The 20,699-nt window shown below is 61.6% G+C and carries 16 protein-coding genes; 7 read left to right on the top strand and 9 right to left on the bottom strand.

Going from position 1 to position 20,699, the window contains the following annotated elements; genetic code table 11:
* Nucleotides 1-132: 132 nt before the first annotated feature.
* Complete coding sequence (locus A7X77_RS15175) at nt 133-840, top strand: DUF502 domain-containing protein (RefSeq protein ID WP_064683695.1); 708 nt, start codon at nt 133-135, stop codon at nt 838-840.
* Here A7X77_RS15175 and recG read toward each other — a convergent pair.
* Entirely contained in the window at nt 837-2,942 is a 2,106-nt protein-coding gene (gene recG / locus A7X77_RS15180) for an ATP-dependent DNA helicase RecG (protein ID WP_064683696.1), read from the bottom strand. The genes A7X77_RS15175 and recG overlap by 4 nt on opposite strands.
* A 92-nt stretch (nt 2,943-3,034) precedes the next feature.
* On the opposite strand from recG, the gene A7X77_RS15185 reads away from it, so the two are divergent.
* The 3 genes from A7X77_RS15185 to A7X77_RS15195 are packed head-to-tail and all read left to right on the top strand — an operon-like array spanning nt 3,035 to nt 7,324.
* Nucleotides 3,035-3,340, top strand: a complete 306-nt coding sequence (locus A7X77_RS15185; RefSeq protein WP_003579224.1) for a succinate dehydrogenase assembly factor 2 — start codon at nt 3,035-3,037, stop codon at nt 3,338-3,340.
* Entirely contained in the window at nt 3,337-6,840 is a 3,504-nt protein-coding gene (gene mfd, locus A7X77_RS15190; RefSeq protein WP_064683697.1) for a transcription-repair coupling factor, read from the top strand. The genes A7X77_RS15185 and mfd overlap by 4 nt, the downstream gene beginning before the upstream one ends.
* 16 nt (nt 6,841-6,856) lie before the next feature.
* A complete protein-coding gene (locus tag A7X77_RS15195) occupies nt 6,857-7,324 on the top strand; it encodes an OsmC family protein (RefSeq protein WP_064683698.1) in 468 nt (155 codons plus the stop codon).
* Between the two features lie 30 nt (nt 7,325-7,354).
* Here the strand turns inward: A7X77_RS15195 and A7X77_RS15200 are convergent, their stop codons facing one another.
* Complete coding sequence (locus tag A7X77_RS15200; protein WP_064683699.1) at nt 7,355-8,026, bottom strand: DsbA family oxidoreductase; 672 nt, start codon at nt 8,024-8,026, stop codon at nt 7,355-7,357.
* A 61-nt stretch (nt 8,027-8,087) separates the two neighbouring features.
* The gene (locus tag A7X77_RS15205) at nt 8,088-9,890 is read right to left on the bottom strand and encodes an extracellular solute-binding protein (RefSeq protein ID WP_064683700.1); all 1,803 of its coding nucleotides are present in this window, start codon (nt 9,888-9,890) and stop codon (nt 8,088-8,090) included.
* A 286-nt stretch (nt 9,891-10,176) separates the two neighbouring features.
* Here A7X77_RS15205 and A7X77_RS15210 point away from each other — a divergent pair, with 286 nt between their 5' ends.
* Nucleotides 10,177-10,830 (top strand): invasion associated locus B family protein, encoded by a 654-nt coding sequence (locus A7X77_RS15210; protein WP_010030460.1) that lies wholly within the window; start codon nt 10,177-10,179, stop codon nt 10,828-10,830.
* Between the two features lie 299 nt (nt 10,831-11,129).
* Here the strand turns inward: A7X77_RS15210 and hspQ are convergent, their stop codons facing one another.
* The 3 genes from hspQ to A7X77_RS15225 form a co-directional block, all read right to left on the bottom strand.
* Nucleotides 11,130-11,459, bottom strand: coding sequence for a heat shock protein HspQ (hspQ, locus tag A7X77_RS15215; RefSeq protein WP_008526562.1), 330 nt, complete (start codon nt 11,457-11,459; stop codon nt 11,130-11,132).
* A 158-nt stretch (nt 11,460-11,617) separates the two neighbouring features.
* Nucleotides 11,618-13,027 carry a type I glutamate--ammonia ligase gene (gene glnA / locus A7X77_RS15220; protein ID WP_064683701.1) on the bottom strand — a complete coding sequence of 470 codons (1,410 nt, stop codon included), beginning with the start codon at nt 13,025-13,027 and terminating at the stop codon, nt 11,618-11,620.
* Nucleotides 13,028-13,105: 78 nt separating this feature from the next.
* Nucleotides 13,106-13,444: a P-II family nitrogen regulator gene (locus A7X77_RS15225; RefSeq protein WP_003539626.1), complete on the bottom strand. Its 339-nt coding sequence runs from the start codon at nt 13,442-13,444 to the stop codon at nt 13,106-13,108.
* 344 nt (nt 13,445-13,788) lie between these two features.
* Here A7X77_RS15225 and A7X77_RS15230 point away from each other — a divergent pair, with 344 nt between their 5' ends.
* Nucleotides 13,789-15,261: a bifunctional ADP-dependent NAD(P)H-hydrate dehydratase/NAD(P)H-hydrate epimerase gene (locus A7X77_RS15230; RefSeq protein WP_064683702.1), complete on the top strand. Its 1,473-nt coding sequence runs from the start codon at nt 13,789-13,791 to the stop codon at nt 15,259-15,261.
* A gap of 354 nt (nt 15,262-15,615) precedes the next feature.
* Here A7X77_RS15230 and A7X77_RS15235 read toward each other — a convergent pair whose 3' ends face one another.
* The 3 genes from A7X77_RS15235 to uvrA all read right to left on the bottom strand — a co-directional run bounded on the left by A7X77_RS15235 (nt 15,616) and on the right by uvrA (nt 19,856).
* On the bottom strand, nt 15,616-16,422 hold the full coding sequence (locus tag A7X77_RS15235) for a DUF72 domain-containing protein (RefSeq protein WP_064683703.1): 807 nt from the start codon (nt 16,420-16,422) through the stop codon (nt 15,616-15,618).
* Nucleotides 16,423-16,539: 117 nt separating this feature from the next.
* Nucleotides 16,540-16,938 (bottom strand): GNAT family N-acetyltransferase, encoded by a 399-nt coding sequence (locus A7X77_RS15240; RefSeq protein ID WP_064683704.1) that lies wholly within the window; start codon nt 16,936-16,938, stop codon nt 16,540-16,542.
* The gene (gene uvrA / locus A7X77_RS15245) at nt 16,935-19,856 is read right to left on the bottom strand and encodes an excinuclease ABC subunit UvrA (protein ID WP_064683705.1); all 2,922 of its coding nucleotides are present in this window, start codon (nt 19,854-19,856) and stop codon (nt 16,935-16,937) included. Before uvrA ends, A7X77_RS15240 begins: the two co-directional genes overlap by 4 nt.
* Before the next feature lie 285 nt (nt 19,857-20,141).
* Here uvrA and A7X77_RS15250 point away from each other — a divergent pair, with 285 nt between their 5' ends.
* Nucleotides 20,142-20,657: a single-stranded DNA-binding protein gene (locus tag A7X77_RS15250; protein ID WP_064683706.1), complete on the top strand. Its 516-nt coding sequence runs from the start codon at nt 20,142-20,144 to the stop codon at nt 20,655-20,657.
* The last annotated feature ends 42 nt before the right edge of the window (nt 20,658-20,699 follow it).

Consider the following 20,699-nt stretch of genomic DNA (forward strand, 5'->3'; position numbering starts at 1 on the left):
TTTAGGGTTGGGATCTTCGCGCCGAAACATATTGTGCGGCGCCCCGAATTCTGGCAATTTTGGTGTACGGACAAGGGGGAAGGGCCGGTATTCCGGCCCGTCCAGGACTGAGATGGAGTTCATCAGGAAACGATGGCCGACAACGCCCCCAGAATGCCGGTCGCGACCCGGCTGAGGAATAATTTTCTCGCAGGCCTGATCATCTGCGCGCCGATCGCGATTACCATCTGGCTGACCTGGACATTCATCCACTGGTCGGACAGCTGGGTCAGGCCCTATATTCCGGCACGCTGGAATCCGGAAAGCTATCTCAATTTCGCCATTCCCGGTTTCGGCTTGTTGACTGCCGTCGTGCTGATCACCGTCGTTGGCTTCCTCGGCAAGAACCTCATCGGCCAGAGCATCGTCGGTTTCGGCGAATCGATCGTCCAGCGCATGCCGCTGGTGCGGACGATCTACAGAAGCGTGAAGCAGATTTTCGAAACCGTGCTGAAGGAGCAGTCGAACTCCTTCAAGAAAGTCGGCCTCATCGAATATCCAAGTCCAGGTCTCTGGGCACTGGTTTTCGTCGCCACCGACGCCAAAGGTGAAATCGCGTCTAAGTTCAATGCCATGGGCCAGGATATGGTGGCGGTCTTCCTGCCGCCGACGCCGGTGCCGACGGCTGGTTTCCTCGTCTTCGTTCCACGTGAGAAGATCGTCTTGCTCGACATGTCGCCGGAAGATGCCGCCAAGTTCCTGATTTCGGGCGGTCTGGTGGCTCCTGAAACCCCGCAGCCGGAGCCGAAGCAGAAGCATTTGCCGCGGCCGAAGCCGGTGGCGGTTTCCAAGGCTGATTAACCCGCTCTCAAGAACCGGATCGCCTCGTCGCGGCGGAAAAGATAGAGCAGGGTGCGGATCGCCGTTCCCCTCTCCGTGGTCAATTCCGGATCGCGTTCGATCAGGTAAGCGGCATCCTTGCGGGCGATCTCCAGCAGGTCGGCATGCGCCTCGAGGCTGGCGATACGAAAGCCCGGTGTGCCGGATTGTCTTGTGCCGAGCAATTCGCCTTCACCGCGCAGCTTCAGATCCTCTTCTGCAATGCGGAAGCCATCCTCTGTCTCCCGCATGATCGAAAGCCGGGCGTGGCCGGTCTCGCCGAGCGGCCCCTTGTAGAGCAGGATGCAGGTCGAGGCCTCGTCGCCGCGCCCGACGCGGCCGCGCAGCTGGTGCAATTGCGCTAGGCCGAAGCGTTCGGCATGTTCGATCACCATGATCGTCGCATCCGGCACGTCGACGCCGACCTCGACGACGGTGGTGGCGACGAGCAGCCGGGTCTCGCCGTTCTTGAAGGCGATCATCGCCGCATCCTTCTCCGGCCCGCTCATGCGGCCGTGGATGAGGCCGATATCGGGGCCGAGCGCGGCAACAAGCGTCGCATGCCGCTCCTCGGCCGACATCAGGTCGAGCTCTTCGGACTCTTCGACCAGCGGGCAGATCCAGTAGGCCTTCTTGCCCTCGGCAAGGGCGCTCTGCAATCGGTCGACGATTTCGCCGGTGCGCTCCATCGGCACGGTGATCGTCTGGATCGGCTTGCGGCCGGCCGGCTTTTCCGTGAGCTTGGAAACGTCCATGTCGCCGAAGGCGGCAAGCACCAGGGTGCGCGGAATCGGCGTCGCCGTCATCACAAGCATGTGCGGCGAGATGCCCTTGGCCGTCAGCCTGAGCCGCTGATGCACGCCGAAACGGTGCTGCTCGTCGACGACGGCCAGCATGAGATTGGCGTAAGATACAGTATCCTGGAACAGCGCATGGGTGCCGATGATGACCTGCGCCGCACCCGAGGCTATGCGCTCCAGGATCTCCTCCCGCTCGCGTCCTTTGGTGCGCCCGGTCAACACCTCGATGCCGAGCCCGGCGGAGGCTGCGAATTTCGAGATCGTCGCGTGGTGCTGGCGCGCCAGGATTTCGGTCGGCGCCATCAGCACCGCCTGGCCGCCGCTCTCGATCACCGCCGCCATCGACATCAGCGCCACCAGCGTCTTGCCGGAACCGACATCGCCCTGCAGCAGCCGCAGCATGCGGTCGGTGCCGGCCATGTCCTTCAGAATGTCGGCGATCGCCTCGTTCTGGCTTGATGTCAGCGAGAAGGGCAGGGTCTTCAGGATCTTGCCGCTGACCGCACCCGTCGCCTGCACCGGCTGGCCCGCGACCTTGCGCAGCCTCTGGCGCACCAGGCTCAGCGACAGCTGGCCGGCGAGGAACTCGTCATAGGCGAGCCGCCGCCGCGCTGGGGCCTGCGGATCGATATCGGCGGGATCGCGCGGCTCGTGCAGCCTATGGAAACTGTCGCGGATCGGCGGCAGGCCCTGCTTCTGCGCCAGGGCCGGGTCGATCCATTCCGGCAGCTCGGGAAACCGCGGCAAGGCGGCGTCGATGATCTTGCGCAATGTCTTCGGCGAAAGCCCCGCCGTCAGCGGATAGATCGGCTCGACCAGCGGCAGGTTCTCCACCTCGTCAGCCCTGACGATATAGTCCGGATGCACCATCGAGGCGCGGCCGTTGAACCAGTCGACCTTGCCGCTGACCGTCACCTCAGCATCAACAGGCAACTGCTTTTCCAGCCATGCCGCCTGTCCGCGGAAGAAGACCAGCGTCAGTTCGCCGGTCTCGTCATGCAGGAAGACGCGGTAGGGCACATTGCTTTTGCCGCGCGGCGGCACCTGGTGGCGGTCGACACGGGCGGTGATCGTCACGATCGCGCCCTGCGGCGCGCGAGCGATTCCCGGCTGGTTGCGCCGGTCGATCAGCGAGAAGGGCGCGTGGAAGAGGAGATCGATAATCCGGCAATCCTCCGGCGTCTCGCGACCGAGCAGCTTGACCAGCAGTTCGGCGATTTTCGGACCGACGCCCGGAAGGCCCGAAATGGGGGAAAACAGCGGATCGAGAATGGCGGGGCGCATGCGGTCAAAATGCGATGAACAATGCGGCCTTGGCAAGGCTGACAAGCCGCTTTCCAGGGGCTATAGAGGCGCATCAACAGGAAGGTAATGCCATGACAGGTGTCACGCTCACGAGTGCCGGTCTCGACCCGCGCCGCCGCCGCATCCTTTTCCGCTGCTGGCATCGAGGCATCCGCGAGATGGACCTGGTCTTCGGCCAGTTCGCCGAGGCCGAGATCGCGACGCTTTCGGAAGCCGAACTCGACGAGTTCGAGACGATCATGGCCGAAGAGGACAATGATCTTGTTCGCTGGATCATGGGAACATGGCCGGTGCCTGAGCGTTTCCAGACACCGATGTTTGCCCGCCTTGCCGCCTACACGCCCGATTTCGACAAGCCCCTCAGGACGCCGGAATGATCCCTGGTTTCGATGCGAAGAAGCTTGCGGCCATTGCCGAGCCGCTGACGATCGGCAATGTGCCTGCCGGCCTCGAACCGCTGCTGCTCGCCGAGCTCGCCCGCGCGGGGGAACCGGTCGCCTATGTCATGTCGGACGGCCACCGCATGGCCGATCTCGAGCAGATGCTGGGCTTCGTCGCCCCCGACATTCCGGTTCTCACCCTGCCGGCCTGGGACTGTCTGCCCTATGACCGCGTCTCGCCGAGCGCCGATACCTCGGCCCGTCGGCTTGCCGCACTCGGCGGCCTCATCGCTCACCGCAAAAAGCCGCATGCTGCCATAGTCCTCGTCACCGCCAATGCCATGCTGCAGAAGGTGGCGCCGCATGATGTCATCGAAAGTCTGAGCTTTTCGGCCCGACCCGGCAACCAGCTGCGCATGGACGATCTCGCCGGCCGCCTGGAGCGCAACGGTTTCGATCGCGTCGCCACCGTTCGCGAGGTCGGCGAATATGCCGTGCGCGGCGGCATTCTTGACGTCTTCGTGCCGGGATCGGAAGAGCCGGTCCGCCTCGATTTCTTCGGGGATACGCTGGAATCGATCCGCAGCTTCGATCCGGCAAGCCAGCGCACGACCGGCCAGGTGCGCTCGCTTGATCTCAACCCGATGAGCGAGGTGACGCTGACACCGGATACGATCAGCCGCTTCCGCAAGAATTACCTCTCGGCTTTCGGCGCGACGACACGCGATGACGCGCTCTATCTCGCCGTCTCGGAAGGCCGCCGTTACCCCGGCATGGAGCATTGGCTGCCGTTCTTCTACGAGAGGCTCGATACCGTCTTCGATTATCTCAGCGGTTTCCGTCTTGTCACCGACCACACCGTGCGGGAGGCGGCGGAAGAACGCTCCAAGCTCGTCCTCGATTATTTCGACGCCCGCCTGAATTCCGGCCAGCCGGCCAAGGGCCAGATGGCGCAGGGTACGCCCTACAAGCCGGTGGCGCCGGGTCAGCTCTACCTGGACAGCAAACTTTTCGCCAAGACTCTCGACGCGCTCGGCGCGATCCGCGTCAGCCCTTTCAATGAAATCGAGGGCGAGGCGAGGCGGGTCGTCAATATCGAAGCCCGCCAGGGCCAGCGCTGGGCGCGCTCGAATGCCGAGGGCGGCGGTGATGCCGAGCGCGTCAATATCTTCGACGTCGTCGTCAAGCATATCGCCGACCGCCGCGCCAGCGGGGCGAAAGTGCTGGTCACCGCCTGGACCGAAGGTTCGCTGGAGCGGCTGCTGCAGGTGCTGAACGAGCACGGCTTGGAAAAGGTGAAGCCGGTCGAGGCGCTGAAGGATCTCGGGGCCCTGGGCAAAGGCGAGGCCGCCGCCGCCGTGCTCAATCTCGAATCCGGCTTCGAGGCCGGCGATCTCGTCGTTATCGGCGAGCAGGATATTCTCGGCGACCGCATGGTGCGCCGCTCCAAGCGCCGCAAGCGCGCCGCCGATTTCATCGCCGAGGTCGCCGGCCTCGACGAGGGCTCGATCGTCGTCCATGCCGAACACGGCATCGGCCGTTTTATCGGTCTCAGGACCATCGAGGCGGCAGGCGCCCCGCATGCCTGCCTCGAACTGCAATATGCCGACGAGGCCAAGCTCTTCCTGCCGGTCGAAAACATCGATCTTCTCTCGCGCTACGGCGGCGAGGGCACCGAGGCTCAACTCGACAAGCTCGGCGGCGGCGCTTGGCAGATGCGCAAGGCCAAGCTCAAGAAGCGGTTGCTCGATATGGCGGACGCGCTGATCCGCATCGCCGCCGAGCGTCTGACGCGCCACGCGCCTGTTCTGACGACCCCGGACGGCCTTTACGACGAGTTTTCCGCCCGCTTCCCCTATGACGAGACCGAGGACCAGGACAATGCCATCGAAGCCGTACGCTCAGACCTGGGTGCCGGCCGGCCGATGGATCGTCTCGTCTGCGGCGACGTCGGCTTCGGCAAGACCGAAGTGGCCTTGCGCGCCGCCTTCGTCGCCGCGATGAACGGCGTCCAGGTTGCCGTCGTGGTGCCGACGACCTTGCTCGCGCGTCAGCATTTCAAGACTTTCTCCGAGCGTTTTCGCGGCCTGCCGGTGCGCATCCAGCAAGCCTCGCGGCTTGTCGGTGCCAAGGAACTGGCACTGACCAAGAAGGAAGTCTCCGAAGGCAAGACCGATATCGTTGTCGGTACCCATGCGCTGCTCGGCGCCGGCATCAAATTCGCCAATCTCGGCCTGCTCGTCATCGACGAGGAGCAGCATTTCGGCGTCAAGCACAAGGAGCGTCTGAAGGAGCTGAAGAGCGACGTGCACGTTCTGACGCTGTCGGCCACACCGATCCCGCGCACGCTGCAGCTCGCCATGACCGGCGTGCGCGAACTGTCTCTGATCACCACGCCGCCGGTCGATCGCATGGCGGTGCGCACCTTCATCTCGCCTTTCGACAGCCTGGTCATCCGCGAGACGCTGATGCGCGAGCACTATCGCGGCGGCCAGAGCTTCTATGTCTGCCCGAGGCTTGCCGATCTTGCCGATGTGCATGCCTTCCTGCAGTCCGATGTGCCGGAGCTGAAGGTCGCCGTTGCTCATGGCCAGATGCCGGCCGGCGAGCTCGAAGACATCATGAACGCCTTTTATGAAGGCCGCTACGACGTGTTGCTGTCGACCACCATCGTCGAATCCGGCCTCGACGTGCCGACAGCCAACACGTTGATCGTCCACCGCGCCGATATGTTCGGCCTTGCCCAGCTCTATCAGCTGCGCGGCCGCGTCGGCCGCTCGAAGGTGCGCGCTTTCGCACTCTTCACCCTGCCTGTGAACAAGGTGCTGACGGCGACGGCAGACCGCCGCCTCAAGGTGCTGCAGTCCCTGGATACGCTCGGCGCCGGCTTCCAGCTGGCAAGCCACGACCTCGATATCCGCGGCGCCGGCAACCTGCTCGGCGAAGAGCAGTCCGGCCATATCAAGGAAGTCGGCTTCGAGCTCTATCAGCAGATGCTGGAAGAGGCGGTCGCCGAGGTCAAGGGCGTCGACGAGATCCACGACACAGGCTGGTCGCCGCAGATCTCGGTCGGCACGACCGTAATGATCCCGGAGGATTACGTTCCCGATCTGCATCTGCGCATGGCGCTTTACCGCCGTCTAGGCGAACTCACCGAACTCAAGGAGATCGACGGCTTCGGCGCGGAGATGATCGACCGCTTCGGCCCGATGCCGATCGAAGTCCAGCATCTCCTGAAGATCGTCTACATCAAGTCGCTCTGCCGCACCGCCAATGTCGAAAAGCTCGACGCCGGCCCGAAAGGCGTTGTCGTGCAGTTCCGCAACAAGGAATTCCCGAACCCCGCAAATCTCGTCGGTTATATCGGCAAGCAGGGCACGATGGCGAAGATCCGCCCCGACCACAGCCTGTTCCTGACCCGCGACCTGCCGACCCCGGAAAAGCGTCTGCAAGGCGCCGCTGTTATCATGACGCAACTGGCCGAGATGGCGAAATAAACCGAGGGAGTCAGGCATGGCGACATACGGCGCAACGATCGTCTGGGAGCGCAACGGCGAAACCTTCACCGACAACCGCTACAGCCGCGCCCATCGCTGGACCTTCGACGGCGGCATCGAGGTGAGGGCGTCCTCCTCGGCGCATGTCGTTCCGCTGCCCTATTCCGCCGAAGACGCCGTCGATCCCGAAGAGGCTTTCGTCGCCTCGCTCTCCAGCTGTCACATGCTCTGGTTCCTGTCGATTGCCGCCAAACAGGGCTTTTGCGTCGACAGCTACACTGATACTGCGGAAGGCATCATGGAGCAGAATGCCGATGGCCGTCTTGCCATGACTGTCGTGACGCTCCGACCGCATGTCGTCGTCTCTGGCGACAAGCAGCCCTCGTTGAGCGAACTCGAAGCGCTGCATCATCGCGCCCACGACGAATGCTTCATCGCCAATTCGGTGAAGACCGAGGTGCGCTGCATTCCGGCTCTGGGGTGAAACTATGGCGGTATCCGGCCCCGGCGTCTGTTAGTTGAGCCCCGATCGCGCCTCGGCCTTCGCCTTGGCAATATCGCGCAGTGCACCCGCCAGCACATCCGGCGTCTGGGCGCCGCTAACCGCATATTGCTGATCGAAGATGAAGAAGGGCACACCGTTGACGCCCATTTCCTGCGCAGCCTTGATTTCGGCGACGATCAGATCGCTGTCGGCTTCGGAGGCAAGCAGAGAGGCGATGACCGAGCGGTCGAGGCCGGCCTTTTCGGCGATATCGAGCAGCACGGCATGGTCGCCGACATTGCGGCCTTCTTCGAAGTTGGCCTTGAACAGGGCGTCAACCACCCTGTCCTGCGCCTCGCGGCCTTCGATCATCGCCCAGTGGATCAGCCGGTGCGCATCGAGCGTGTTCGGGCCGATCTTGATCGCCTCGAAATCGAAGGCGATGCCGACCTCGCGGCCGAGATCGGTCAGCATCTTGTGGGCTTGCGCCACCCGCTCCTCGCCGCCGAGCTTCTCAGCCAGCGCCTTCTTCTGGTCGACGCCTTCCTTGGGATAGTCGGGATTGAGCCGGTACGGCCGCCAGTTGATGTCGACGCCGATTTCGTCCTGCACTTCGGCAATGGCGAGCTCGAGGCGCGCCTTGCCGAGATAGCACCAGGGGCAGACGACATCCGAGACAACGTCGATGGTGATACGCTCCATGATCATTTTCCTTATTCTCTGTGTCTCCGGAGGAGACATCGGGCCGCGGCGTTCGGCGCTTCTATTGGGCGCTTGTATCCCACCAAACCGGCAGCTGATAGCCGTAAAGCGGAACCGTCTCGGGACGGCCGATGCGCTTGCTGCGCGCCACCCATTGCTGGTCCATATGATAGAGCGGCAGCACGTAGTGGCTCGATAGCAGCAGCCGGTCGTAGGCGCGCACCGCAGCGGTGAATTCCTCCGCCGAGCGCGCCTTCAGCAGATGGTCGATCAGCGTGTCGAGATCGGGATCGTTGGCGCCGGCAAAGCTGTCCGAGCCCTCGCGCGTGCGTGCAGCCGAGGACCAGCGGCCAAGCTGCTCGTTTCCAGGTGACAGCGAAGAGGTAAAGGACTTCATGATCATGTCGTAATCGAAGCTGTTCGTTCGGCTCTGATACTGCGAATCATCGACCGTGCGGATCGACGCGGCGATGCCGATCGCCTGCAGCGAACGCTGGTAAGCGACAGCGAGCTTTTCCTGGTCGGCATTCTGCGTCATGATTTCGAACGCGAGCTGGCGCCCCGAGGCGTCGACCATCTTGCCGCCCTGGATCGTATAGCCGCCCTGCTTCAACTGCGCGACCGCCTGCTTCAGTACGTTACGGTCGCGGCCGGAGCCGTCGGTGACCGGCAGCTTGTATGTGCCATCGAGAATCGCGGGCGCGATCTTGTCCTTGATAGGCCCGAGCAGCGCCATCTCCGCGGCATTGGCGGGAACGCCGAAACTCGAAAGCTCGGAATTCTGCCAGAAGCTTTGCGTGCGCTTGTAGGCGCCGGAATAGAGGTTCTTGTTCGCCCATTCAAAATCGAACACCAGCGACAGGCCTTCACGCACTTTCGGATCGGCAAAGATCGGCCGGCGCGTGTTGAAGACGAAGCCGAGCATGCCGCTCGGCAGTTTCGGCGTGAACACGTCCTTGATGATAGCCCCGGAGGTGGCGGCGGGGAAATTATAGGCATTGGCCCAGTGACCGGGATTGCCGTCGGGATAGATGTCGACGTCGCCCTTCTTGAAGGCTTCGAACAGCGTCGTGTCCTGCAGGTAATACTGGACGGTGATCTGATCGTAATTGTCGGAGCCGACCTTGGCAGGAATGTCCTTGCCCCAGTAATTCGGGTCGCGCTCGTAGGTGATGCTTTCGCCGGGCTTCACCACCTTCACCTTATAGGGGCCGGAACCGACCGGCGGCGTCAGCGATGTGCGATCAAAGGTTTCGGCATCGATCGCATGTTTCGGCAGCACCGGGAAAAGGCCGAAAATCAATGGCGTCTCTCGGTCGGCCTTGTCATTGAAGGTAAAGCGCACGCTGTGTTCGCCGACCTTCTCCATCTTGGCGACGACCTTGAGGCGGTTGGCGAAAGGGACGCGGCCTTTGTCACGCAACAGCTCGAAGCTGAACATCACATCCTCGGGCGTTACCGGCTGGCCGTCGGACCATTTTGCTTTGGGGTTGAGGTTGAACTGAATGAAGCTCCTGTCGTCGTCCCATTCGACGGTCTGGGCAAGCAGGCCGTAAAGCGTGAAGGGCTCGTCCCTGGAGCGCTGCATTAGCGATTCGTAGACAAGGTTGCCGTAGTCCGGGTCCCACATGCCGCGTGCCGTCGTGCGCATGCTCTTCAGAATGAAGGGGTTGAGGTTGTCGAAAGTACCAACGACGCCATAGGTGATCTTGCCGCCCTTCTTGACGTCTGGATTGACGTAAGCGAAGTGCGTGTAATTCGGCGGCAGGGTCGGTTCGCCATGCATCGCAATGCCGTGCAGCGGTTGGGCAGCGACGGTGCCGCAGAGCAGCGAGAGGACGAGGGGGACGACGATCCGGAGCATTCGGCAATCCTTGAAATCCGCGAAAATGGGCACGATTCACGCCGGAGATTAGCATGGGGTCGACCGATTCCAACACGCGGACGCGATTTCTTTGGCGTGGCGGCGAAATTGCTCCTCAAATTGCCAAAGAAAAGCTGGATATCTTGAACGCTGCGATGTAACAGGTGAACCCGAAGTTTCGGGGTCATGCATTTGCCTCATTTTTCCATGAGGTGAGTGCCGAACGACCCGATGGTTGGGGCGGCACGTCGCTGCCCCGAACGGATATCAGGAGACGGAATTCGTTATGATGTTCAAGTCTGAAAAGAAAATGCGGGCAGCACTGTCCGTTCTGGCAGTGATGTTCGGCGCCGCTTCGGCTCCGGTCTCCTCCTTCGCCCAGGATGCGGCGGCTCCAGGTCCCGCCCAGGGCGTCGGCGCCCCCAAGCTCGGCTGGTACAAGACCTGCACCAAGCAGGAAGACAACGACATCTGTGTCGTCCAGAACCTGATCCTCGCCAATGGCGGCCAGCTCGTCACGGCCGTCGGCCTGATCTCGGTCACCGGCAAGATCAACCGCAAGATTCTGCAGGTCTCCGTTCCCACCGCGCGCCTGATTCCTCCTGGAATCATGATGCAGATCGATGGTGGCAAGGGCCAGAAGCTCGATTACGCCGTCTGCCTGCCGGACAAATGCACCGCCGAAATCCCGCTCACCGATGCGATGATCGCCAGCCTCAAGAAGGGCAGCGACGTGATCTTTACGTCGATCAACTTCCGCCGCGCCCCGAACCCGATCAAGATCTCGCTCGAAGGCTTCACCGGCGCTTATGACGGCGAACCGGTTACCGAAAATAAGCTTGCTGAAAGCCAGCGCAGCCTGCAGGAAGGCATGCAGAAGAAGGCTGACGAAGCCCGCAAGAAGCTGGAAGACGCCCAGAAGGCAGCCAAGGCGCAGTAATCCTGCCGCCGTATCGAGTTAGAAACCCGGCTTCAGGCCGGGTTTTTTTATGGATAAGCCGCTTGCCTCGCTGGGCTTTGGGGCTCGATTGTATGTTCGTGCCGTGGAATTGCCCCTAACCCGTTCCCGTAAACGGGGAGAGGGGAGGTGAGATGTGAGTGAAGAGAGGTCGCGGCTTTATTCCCTTCTCCCGTCAGAACGGGCAAAGGCTGGCGGCAGCCCGGGCTTTCCGCGCAAGCCAAAAGAAAAAGGCCCCGCTGGGAGAGGCGAGGCCTTGTTTCAACGTCGGCACGTCTGACTTAATGGGCGAAGCTCATCTTGGGTTTGAACTGCCCCGACGGGGCCTGATCGAAAATCTGATAGATCTGCGGATTGCGAAGCGGAGTCCCGCTTTCGTCATTCACGAGGTTCTGCTCGGAGACATAGGCGACATATTCGCTTTCGTCATTCTCGGCGAGCAGATGGTAGAAGGGCTGGTCCTTGCTGGGGCGCACCTCGGCGGGAATGGAATTCCACCACTCCTCCGTATTCGCGAACTCCGGATCCACGTCGAAGATGACGCCGCGAAACGGGAATACCTTGTGCCGGACCACTTCGCCAATACTGAACTTTGCTATTCTTTCTTTCATGGTACGACTTCCTTTCATCACCGAATTTGGTGATTGGTGGCTCATAAATCAAGATTTTTGAGCCGGTTCGTCACATGAACGTCATATCCTCGCCGTCTGCCGTTCGTGACGTGGGAGGCGAAAGCCCCAGCAAGCCGGGGCTTTCGGTCTTCGATTGATCAGGCCGAATAATACATGTCGTATTCGACCGGGTGCGGCGTCATTTCGAAACGCATTACCTCTGCCATCTTCAACTCGATGAAGGCATCGATCTGGTCGTCGTCGAAGACGCCGCCGGCCGTCAGGAACTTGCGGTCCTTATCGAGGCTTTCCAGCGCCTCGCGCAACGAGCCGCAGACGGTCGGAATCTTCTTCAATTCCTTCGGCGGCAGGTCGTAGAGATCCTTGTCCATGGCCTTGCCGGGATGGATCTTGTTCTTGATGCCGTCGAGGCCGGCCATCAGCATGGCGGCGAAGGCGAGGTAGGGGTTTGCGGTCGGATCCGGGAAGCGGACTTCGACGCGCTTGGCTTTCGGGTTCGAGCCGAAAGGAATGCGGCAGGAGGCCGAGCGGTTGCGGGCCGAATAGGCGAGCAGCACCGGCGCTTCATAACCCGGAACGAGACGCTTGTAGGAGTTTGTCGACGGGTTGGTGAAGGCGTTGATCGCCTTGGCGTGCTTGATGATGCCGCCGATATAGTAAAGGCAGGTCTCGGAGAGGCCGGCATATTCGTCGCCGGCAAAGGTCGGCTTGCCGCCTTTCCAGATCGACTGGTGCACGTGCATGCCCGAGCCATTGTCTCCGAAGATCGGCTTCGGCATGAAGGTCGCGGTCTTGCCATAGGCGTTCGCCACCTGGTGCACGACGTATTTGTAGATCTGCATCTTGTCGGCGTTGCGCACCAGCGTGTCGAACTTGATGCCGAGTTCGTGCTGGGCGGCCGCCACTTCATGGTGATGCTTTTCGACGACGACGCCCATTTCGGAGAGAACCGTCAGCATTTCCGAACGCATGTCCTGGGCGCTGTCGACCGGTGGAACCGGGAAATAGCCGCCCTTGACGCGCGGACGATGGCCAAGGTTGCCGGTTTCGTAATCTGTGTCGTCGTTCGAGGGCAGTTCGGTCGAATCCAGCTTGAAGCCGGTATTGTACGGATCTGCCTTGTACTTGACGTCGTCGAAGACGAAGAATTCGGCTTCCGGGCCGACGAAAATCGTGTCGCCGATGCCAGAGGCCTTGAGATAGGCTTCGGCCTTCTTGGCGGTGCCGCGCGGATCGCGATTATAGGCTTCGCCGGAAACCGGATCGAGAATATCGCAGACGATAACCATGGTCGACTGAGCGAAGAACGGGTCCATATGCACCGTTTCGGTGTCGGGCATCAGCACCATGTCGGACTCGTTGATGGCCTTCCAGCCGCCGATCGAGGAGCCGTCGAACATCACGCCGTCAGCGAACATGTCCTCGTCGACGCTGGCAACGTCCATCGTCACATGCTGCAGCTTGCCCTTCGGGTCGGTGAAGCGCAGATCGACGAACTTGACGTCGTTCTCCTGGATCTGCTTCAAAATTTCGCTTGCGGTCGCCATTAAATACCTTCCTCCAATTTGCAATGACAATAGGTGGGCGCGGTGACGGTATCGGACTTTGTGCGGTAGGCAAAGTGGTCAGATGGCATCGATGCCGGTCTCGCCGGTGCGGATGCGGATAACCTCTTCGACATTGGAGACGAAGATCTTTCCGTCGCCGATGCGGCCAGTCTGTGCCGCCTTGCGGATCGCGTCGATGACCGCCTCCGCGTTCTCGTCGGCCAGCACGACCTCCACTTTCACCTTCGGCAGGAAATCCACGACGTATTCGGCGCCGCGGTAGAGTTCCGTGTGACCCTTTTGACGACCGAAGCCCTTGGCTTCCGTGACTGTGATACCCTGCAAGCCGACTTCCTGAAGGGCTTCCTTCACTTCGTCCAGCTTGAAAGGCTTAATGATCGCTTCGATCTTTTTCATGAGAAAATGCTCTCCGCTTCTCCCGTTATGGCAGGATGTTTCCCGCTCGCCGGATATGATGCAGATATCGTGCCAGTTTGAAATCCATCTTTGCGAAAAAATACGGCGATTCTGTCAAAACCGGCCCGTTTGCGGGGCATTTGATATGGTTTTGGTGATGGAGAAGTGAAAAAAACATCGCCTCCTGCCTAAAATCAGATCAAAAACCGCGAAAATCAGATTTTTAAGCGATTGCCAAAGCAGATCTCGATTCGGTGAAAAGATAGGCAAATGCATAAAATAAGAGCTTCCGCTTGTTGGTTCATGCGGTTGTTTTTTGAGCGTTTTTTGAATTGAATAGGCTGATGAGCAAATATCTCTCCGACCTTCTCCTTACGCCAGCCGAAATGGCAGCCGTCGATACGGCTGCCGCCGCGTCCGGCATCGACTCCTTTGGTCTGATGGAACGGGCAGGAGCTGCGGTCGCCGCTGCCGCGCTCAGGCTTCATCCGGCTGCTTTGCGCTTCGTCGTGCTCTGCGGCCCGGGCAACAATGGCGGCGACGCCTATGTCGCGGCAAGGCATCTGCAGGAAGGCGGAGCGACGGTGGCGCTCTTCCATCTCGGCGATCCCTCCAGGCTGAAAGGCGACGCCGCCCGCGCTCGGGCCGGCTGCGCATTTCAGGGTCAGGGGCTTGAGCTCTACCAGCCCGAAAGTGGCGATGTTGTCGTCGACGGCCTGTTCGGGGCCGGGCTCGGTCGCGCGGTGCCGGCCGCTGTCGGCACAGTGATCGAGCAAGTCGCCGAGGCCGATATCCCAGTACTTGCGATCGATCTGCCCTCCGGCCTCGACGGCCGCACCGGCAAGGTGCTGGGCGCGGCCTTCCGCGCGCGCAACACCATCACCTTCATGACGCGCAAGCCCGGCCATCTGCTGATGCCGGGCAGGGAGCTATGCGGCGAGCTGGCGGTCTTCGATATCGGCATTCCCGCCCGCATCATCAGGGCTAAGGCAGGCGGTCTCATCGCCGAGAACACGCCGGATGCCTGGAAGGCCGCACTGCCGCCCGAGCAGCTGGAGACCCACAAATACAAACGCGGCCATCTGGTCGTCTTCTCAGGCGAGGCCGACAAGACAGGTGCTGCGCGCATGTCGGCGCTCTCCGGCCTGAGGGCCGGCGCCGGGCTGGTGACGATCGCAGCCCCCGGTGCGGCGATGGCCGCCAATGCCGCGCATCTCACAGCCGTGATGCTGCATGCGATCGACGACGAGGCCGAGCTCGAAGACTGGCTCTCGGACCGTCGGCTGCAGACCTTCGTTCTCGGTCCCGGTTTCGGCTTTGGCGCCCGGGCGCGCGCCTTCGTCTCGGCGCTTGCCGAACGCCGGCTGGTGCTCGATGCCGACGGCATCTCCTCGTTCAAGGATGATCCGCAACAGCTCTTCTATTTTTTCCGAGGCGAGCCGCGCCTGGTGCTGACGCCGCATGAGGGCGAATTTTCGCGGCTGTTTCCCGATATCGGCGGCGACGATGCGCTGGGCAAGGTCGACAAGGCGCTCGCCGCCGCCCGCCGCGCCAACGCCGCGATCGTCTATAAGGGAGCCGATACCACCATCGCCTCTCCGGACGGCCGCGCGCTGATCAATACCAATGCGCCGGCCTGGCTTGCGACCGCCGGTTCAGGCGATGTGCTCGCCGGCATTATCGGCGGATTGCTCGCCCAGGGGCTGCCGGCCTTCGAGGCTGCGGCCGCCGGCGTCTGGCTGCATGGAGAGGCTGCCCGCCGCGCCGGCAAAGGGCTGACGGCGGAAGATCTCGCAGCGGCGGTACTGCCGTTATAGAGCCTTTCCTGGTGAGATTGAAGCATTCTGCCGGAGCAGATTTTCATCAGGGCAGAGGCGATTGGCATGCCTCTTGGTACGTCCGAGCCGATCGCCTCTGATCCTGGCTAGAGATGCCCGGCCCACCGGCCGCACCGCTTCGCCGTGGCGAAGCGATCAGAGCGTCCGGCGCTTTTCAAGTCTTGCAGATTTGCCTAGCAAATCTGCGGGAGGGTTGGCTGAAACGGGCCGGCTGATCGACCGGCCGGCTTGGCCGTAGAGCGTGGCTACGACGCGCGCCGGCCGGTCGACCATCCGACTCCGTTTGAGCCAACAGAATGCTTCAATCTAACCAGCAAAGGCTCTTAGCTCGATTTATTTCTCGAGCAATTTCTGCAGGGCGATCGCGCCATGCGGTGCGTTCACCTTGCCCTCATGGATCATGAAGGCGAAGACGTCGCGCGGCTCGACCTTGACCGTGCGGCCTTTATCGATCAGCGGCAGATCGTCGGGTACCTTGCCTTCCGCCCAGGTCTCAAGCCGGTCCGCCCAGGCCTTCAACTCCTTGTCGGGATAGCAGGTCGCGATATCGTCGGATCCCTTCTGCAGCCTGGCATAGACGAAATCCGCCGTGACGTCGGCGATCATCGGATATTCGAAATGTTCGGCGCAGACCGGTGCCACGCCGTATTTGGCAAGCAGGGCGACGAATTCCGGCACCTTGAAGGAATCGTGCCGGACCTCGACAACGTGGCGAAGCGCCAGCCCGTCCTGTTTTGCCGGCAGCAGCTTCAGGAAGGCTTCGAAATCTTCCGGATCGAACTTCTTCGTCGGCGCGAACTGCCAGAGCAGCGGCCCGAGATGATCGCCGAGTTCGCTGATTCCAGATGACAGGAACCGCTCCATCGATTCACCGGCTTCGGCCAGCACCCGCCGATTGGTGACAAACCGCGTCGCCTTCAGCGAAAAGATGAAACCGTCGGGCACGTCGGCTGCCCATTTGGCAAACACGGCCGGCTTCTGGGTGCTGTAATAAGTGCCATTGACCTCGATGACCTTCAGCTGGCGGCTGGCATAATGCAGCTCGTCCTTCTGCTTGAGATCATCGGGAAAGAAATGCCCGCGCCAGGGCTCGAAGGTCCAGCCGCCGATGCCGGTGCGGATAGTGCCGGATTTCGTCATGTCGTCTCCCCTTTTGACAGCCATCAGGCCGCATAAATCTCTGTAGTCATGTCGCCTAGAAAAGGATGATTTTAGGCCGGCCGGCCTGAAATCTGAATCCTGTTCTAAATCAAAGTATTAGAGCATGATGTCGTCCGAAAGCCGCGCACGCTTTTCGGCATCATGCTCTGGCGTCCATCCTGGCCGATACGGGTTCGGCCGGCGACCCGTTTCCTGAAATCCGAAGGCGCGATAAAGCGCTATATTCCGTTCCATCCGGGCATTGGTATAGAGCCGGATCTCTGGCAGTGCCAATTCCCGCGCCTTGCCCTCCAGCCATTCGAGCATCGCCAGCCCGTGGCCGGCGCCTTGAAAGGCCGGCGAGACCGCGATGCTGAACAGCATGATCCGTGGTTTGTAGTCTTCCGTCACCGGGATCGGTGGCGAGCCGAAGAGTTCGGTATAAGGCAGATTGGCGGCTGCCGTCAGCGTCGTGATCGTTTGGAGATCGTCACGCGACGCCAGCCTCATCGTCATTCCGCCGCAGCCGCCCTCTTGGCCGGCCGCCGTTCCAGCAATTCCTTGAGGAAGTGTCCGGTATAGGACCGCGTCTCCTTGACGATCGCCTCGGGCGTGCCGGTTGCGACGATTTCGCCGCCGCCATCGCCGCCTTCTGGCCCGAAATCGAGCACCCAGTCGGCCGTCTTGATGACTTCGAGATTGTGCTCGATCACCACGACCGAATTGCCCTGGTTGACGAGTTCGTGCAGCATTTCGAGCAGCTTGGCGACGTCGTGGAAATGCAGGCCGGTCGTCGGTTCGTCGAGAATATAGAGCGTGCGCCCGGTCGAGCGTTTCGACAGTTCCTTGGCGAGCTTGACGCGCTGCGCCTCGCCGCCCGAAAGCGTGTTGGCCTGCTGGCCGACCTTGATATAACCGAGGCCGACATCCTTCAGCGATTGCAGCTTGTCGCGCACCGCCGGCACTGCCGCGAAGAAATCGACGCCTTCCTCCACCGTCATGTCGAGCACGTCGGCGATCGACTTCTGCTTGAAGGTGACGTCGAGCGTCTCTCTGTTATAGCGTTTCCCGTGACAGACGTCGCAGGTGACGTAGACGTCGGGCAGGAAGTGCATCTCGATCTTGATGACGCCGTCGCCCTGGCAGGCTTCGCAGCGTCCGCCCTTGACGTTGAAGGAGAAGCGGCCCGGCTGATAGCCGCGCGCCTTGGCTTCCGGCAGGCCGGCGAACCAATCGCGGATCGGCGTGAAGGCGCCGGTATAGGTCGCCGGGTTCGAGCGCGGCGTGCGACCGATCGGCGACTGGTCGATGTCGATCACCTTGTCGATATGTTCGAAACCGTCGATCCGATCATGATCGGCGGGGATTTCGCGCGCACCCATGACCCGGCGCGCCGCCGATTTATACAGCGTCTCGATCAGGAAGGTGGACTTGCCGCCGCCGGAAACCCCGGTCACCGCGGTGAAGACGCCGAGCGGGATTGAGGCCGTGACATTCTTCAGATTGTTGCCGCGCGCGCCGACGACCTTGATCTCGCGACCCTTCTTCGGCTTGCGGCGCTCGTCTGGAACCGGCACGCCGAGTTCGCCCGAGAGATATTTGCCGGTCAGCGACTTCGGATTGTCCATGATGTCCTGCGGCGTGCCATGGGCGATGACCTGGCCGCCATGGATGCCGGCCGCCGGGCCGATGTCGACGACGTCGTCTGCCGTCAGGATCGCATCCTCGTCGTGTTCGACGACGATGACCGTATTGCCGATATCGCGCAGGTGCTTGAGCGTGTCGAGCAATCGGGCATTGTCGCGCTGATGCAGGCCGATCGACGGCTCGTCGAGCACGTAAAGCACGCCCGTCAGCCCGGAGCCGATCTGCGAGGCAAGCCGGATGCGCTGGCTCTCGCCGCCCGACAGCGTGCCGGAGTTGCGCGACAGGCTGAGATATTCCAGGCCGACATCGTTCAAAAAGCGCAGCCGGTCGCGGATCTCCTTGAGGATGCGCACGGCGATCTCGTTCTGCTTGGCGTTGAAGCTGGCAGGCAGCGTCTCGAACCAGTCGCGGGCGACGCGGATCGACATCTCGGTGACTTCGCCGATATGGAGCCTATTGATCTTCACGGCGAGCGCTTCCGGCTTGAGGCGATAGCCATTGCAGGCCGGGCAGGGGGCTGCCGACATGAAACGCTCGATATCCTCGCGCGCCCAGGCGGAATCCGTCTCCTTCCAGCGGCGCTCGAGATTGGTGATGATGCCCTCGAAGTTCTTGTGGGTCGTATAGGAGCGCGCGCCGTCGGCGTAGTGGAATTCGATCTTGTCGTCGGTGCCGTTGAGAATGACATCCTTGGCCTCATCGGAAAGGTCGTTCCAGCGCGTGCCGAGCTTGAAGCCGTAATGTTTGCCGAGCGCTTCCAGCGTCTGGTTGTAGTAGGGCGAGGTCGACTTGGCCCAGGGTGCGATCGCCCCGTCGCGTAGCGTCCGCTCGGGTTCGGGCACGATCAGGTCGGGGTCGATCTTCTGCTGGGCGCCGAGGCCGTCGCAGGTCGGGCAGGCGCCGAAGGGATTGTTGAAGGAAAACAGCCGGGGTTCGATCTCCGGGATGGTGAAGCCCGAGACCGGGCAGGCGAATTTCTCCGAAAACAGCACGCGCTCATGCGTCTCGTTCAGCGACTTGTTGGCCGAGCCGCCGGCCGAGGTTTCCTCCGGCGGCAGCGGCTTGTCGGCGAATTCGGCGACCGCCAGCCCGTCGGCGAGCTTCAGGCAGGTCTCCAGGCTGTCGGCCAGGCGCGCCGAAACATCGGAGCGTACAACGATGCGGTCGACAACCACGTCGATGTCGTGCTTGTATTTCTTATCGAGAACCGGCGCCTCGGCGATCTCATAGAACTGGCCGTCGACCTTGACGCGCTGGAAGCCCTTCTTCATCAGCTCCGCCAGTTCCTTCTTGTATTCGCCCTTGCGCCCGCGCACGAGCGGCGCGAGAATATAAAGACGGGTGCCTTCGCCGAAAGCGAGGATGCGGTCGACCATCTGGCTGACCGTCTGGCTTTCGATCGGCAGGCCGGTCGCCGGCGAATAGGGAACGCCGACGCGGGCAAACAGCAGGCGCATATAGTCGTAGATCTCGGTGACGGTGCCGACCGTCGATCGCGGGTTGCGCGAGGTGGTTTTCTGCTCGATTGAAATGGCCGGCGACAGCCCGTCGATCTGGTCGACATCGGGCTTCTGCATCATTTCGAGGAACTGCCGGGCATAGGCTGACAAGCTCTCGACATAGCGCCGCTGGCCCTCGGCGTAGATCGTGTCGAAGGCGAGCGAGGATTTGCCCGAGCCCGAAAGACCGGTCATGACGATCAGCTTGTTGCGCGGCAGATCGAGATCGATGCTCTTCAGATTGTGCTCGCGCGCGCCGCGGATGGAGATCGTCTTCAGTTCGCTCATCGTCTCTGCTTTGGTTTTCTGGATAACAGCCCTTATTTAGTGATGCCGGCGGGCGAGTCGAGGCTGAATATCCGGGAAGGTTCAAGGTTTTCGATTCTGTTGACAGGATCATACGGATAAACTAGAACAAATAAAGAACAAAAATTCCTGATGAATGCATGCGGCTTTCTGATGGATAAACATGTGGATTAAATGCCGCCCATGCGCATCGGCGGTCCGTGATGGTTTAAGGTGCGCCGATCGATTGAAACGCCGCCGGGCAGGGCGGCAGGCAGGGTGAGAAGCATGGCTGGTAGCGTAAACAAGGTAATTCTGGTTGGAAACGTGGGTGCAGACCCCGAAATCCGCCGCACTCAGGATGGCCGGCCGATCGCCAATCTCCGTATCGCCACCTCGGAGACCTGGCGTGATCGCAATTCCGGCGAACGCCGGGAAAAGACCGAATGGCACACTGTCGTCGTCTTCAACGAAGGCCTCTGCAAGGTCGTCGAGCAATATGTGAAGAAGGGCGCCAAACTCTATATCGAAGGTCAGCTGCAGACCCGCAAATGGCAGGATCAGCAGGGCCAGGACCGCTATTCGACGGAAGTGGTGCTGCAGGGCTTCAGCTCGACGCTGACCATGCTCGATGGCCGCGGCGACGGTGGTGGTGCGAGCTCCGGCTTCGGCGGCAGCCGCGGCGGCAGCAGCAACAATGATTACGGCGATGACTACGGCGCTCCGGCATCGTCCTCATCGTCGAACCGCGGCGGCGGCGGCGGCAACTTCTCGCGCGATCTCGACGACGATATCCCGTTCTGATCGGTTGCCGTTCCTGATTTTATGAGCAGCTGAGAGCATGGT

The organism is Rhizobium bangladeshense, assembly GCF_001662075.1.
GTDB lineage: Bacteria > Pseudomonadota > Alphaproteobacteria > Rhizobiales > Rhizobiaceae > Rhizobium > Rhizobium bangladeshense_B.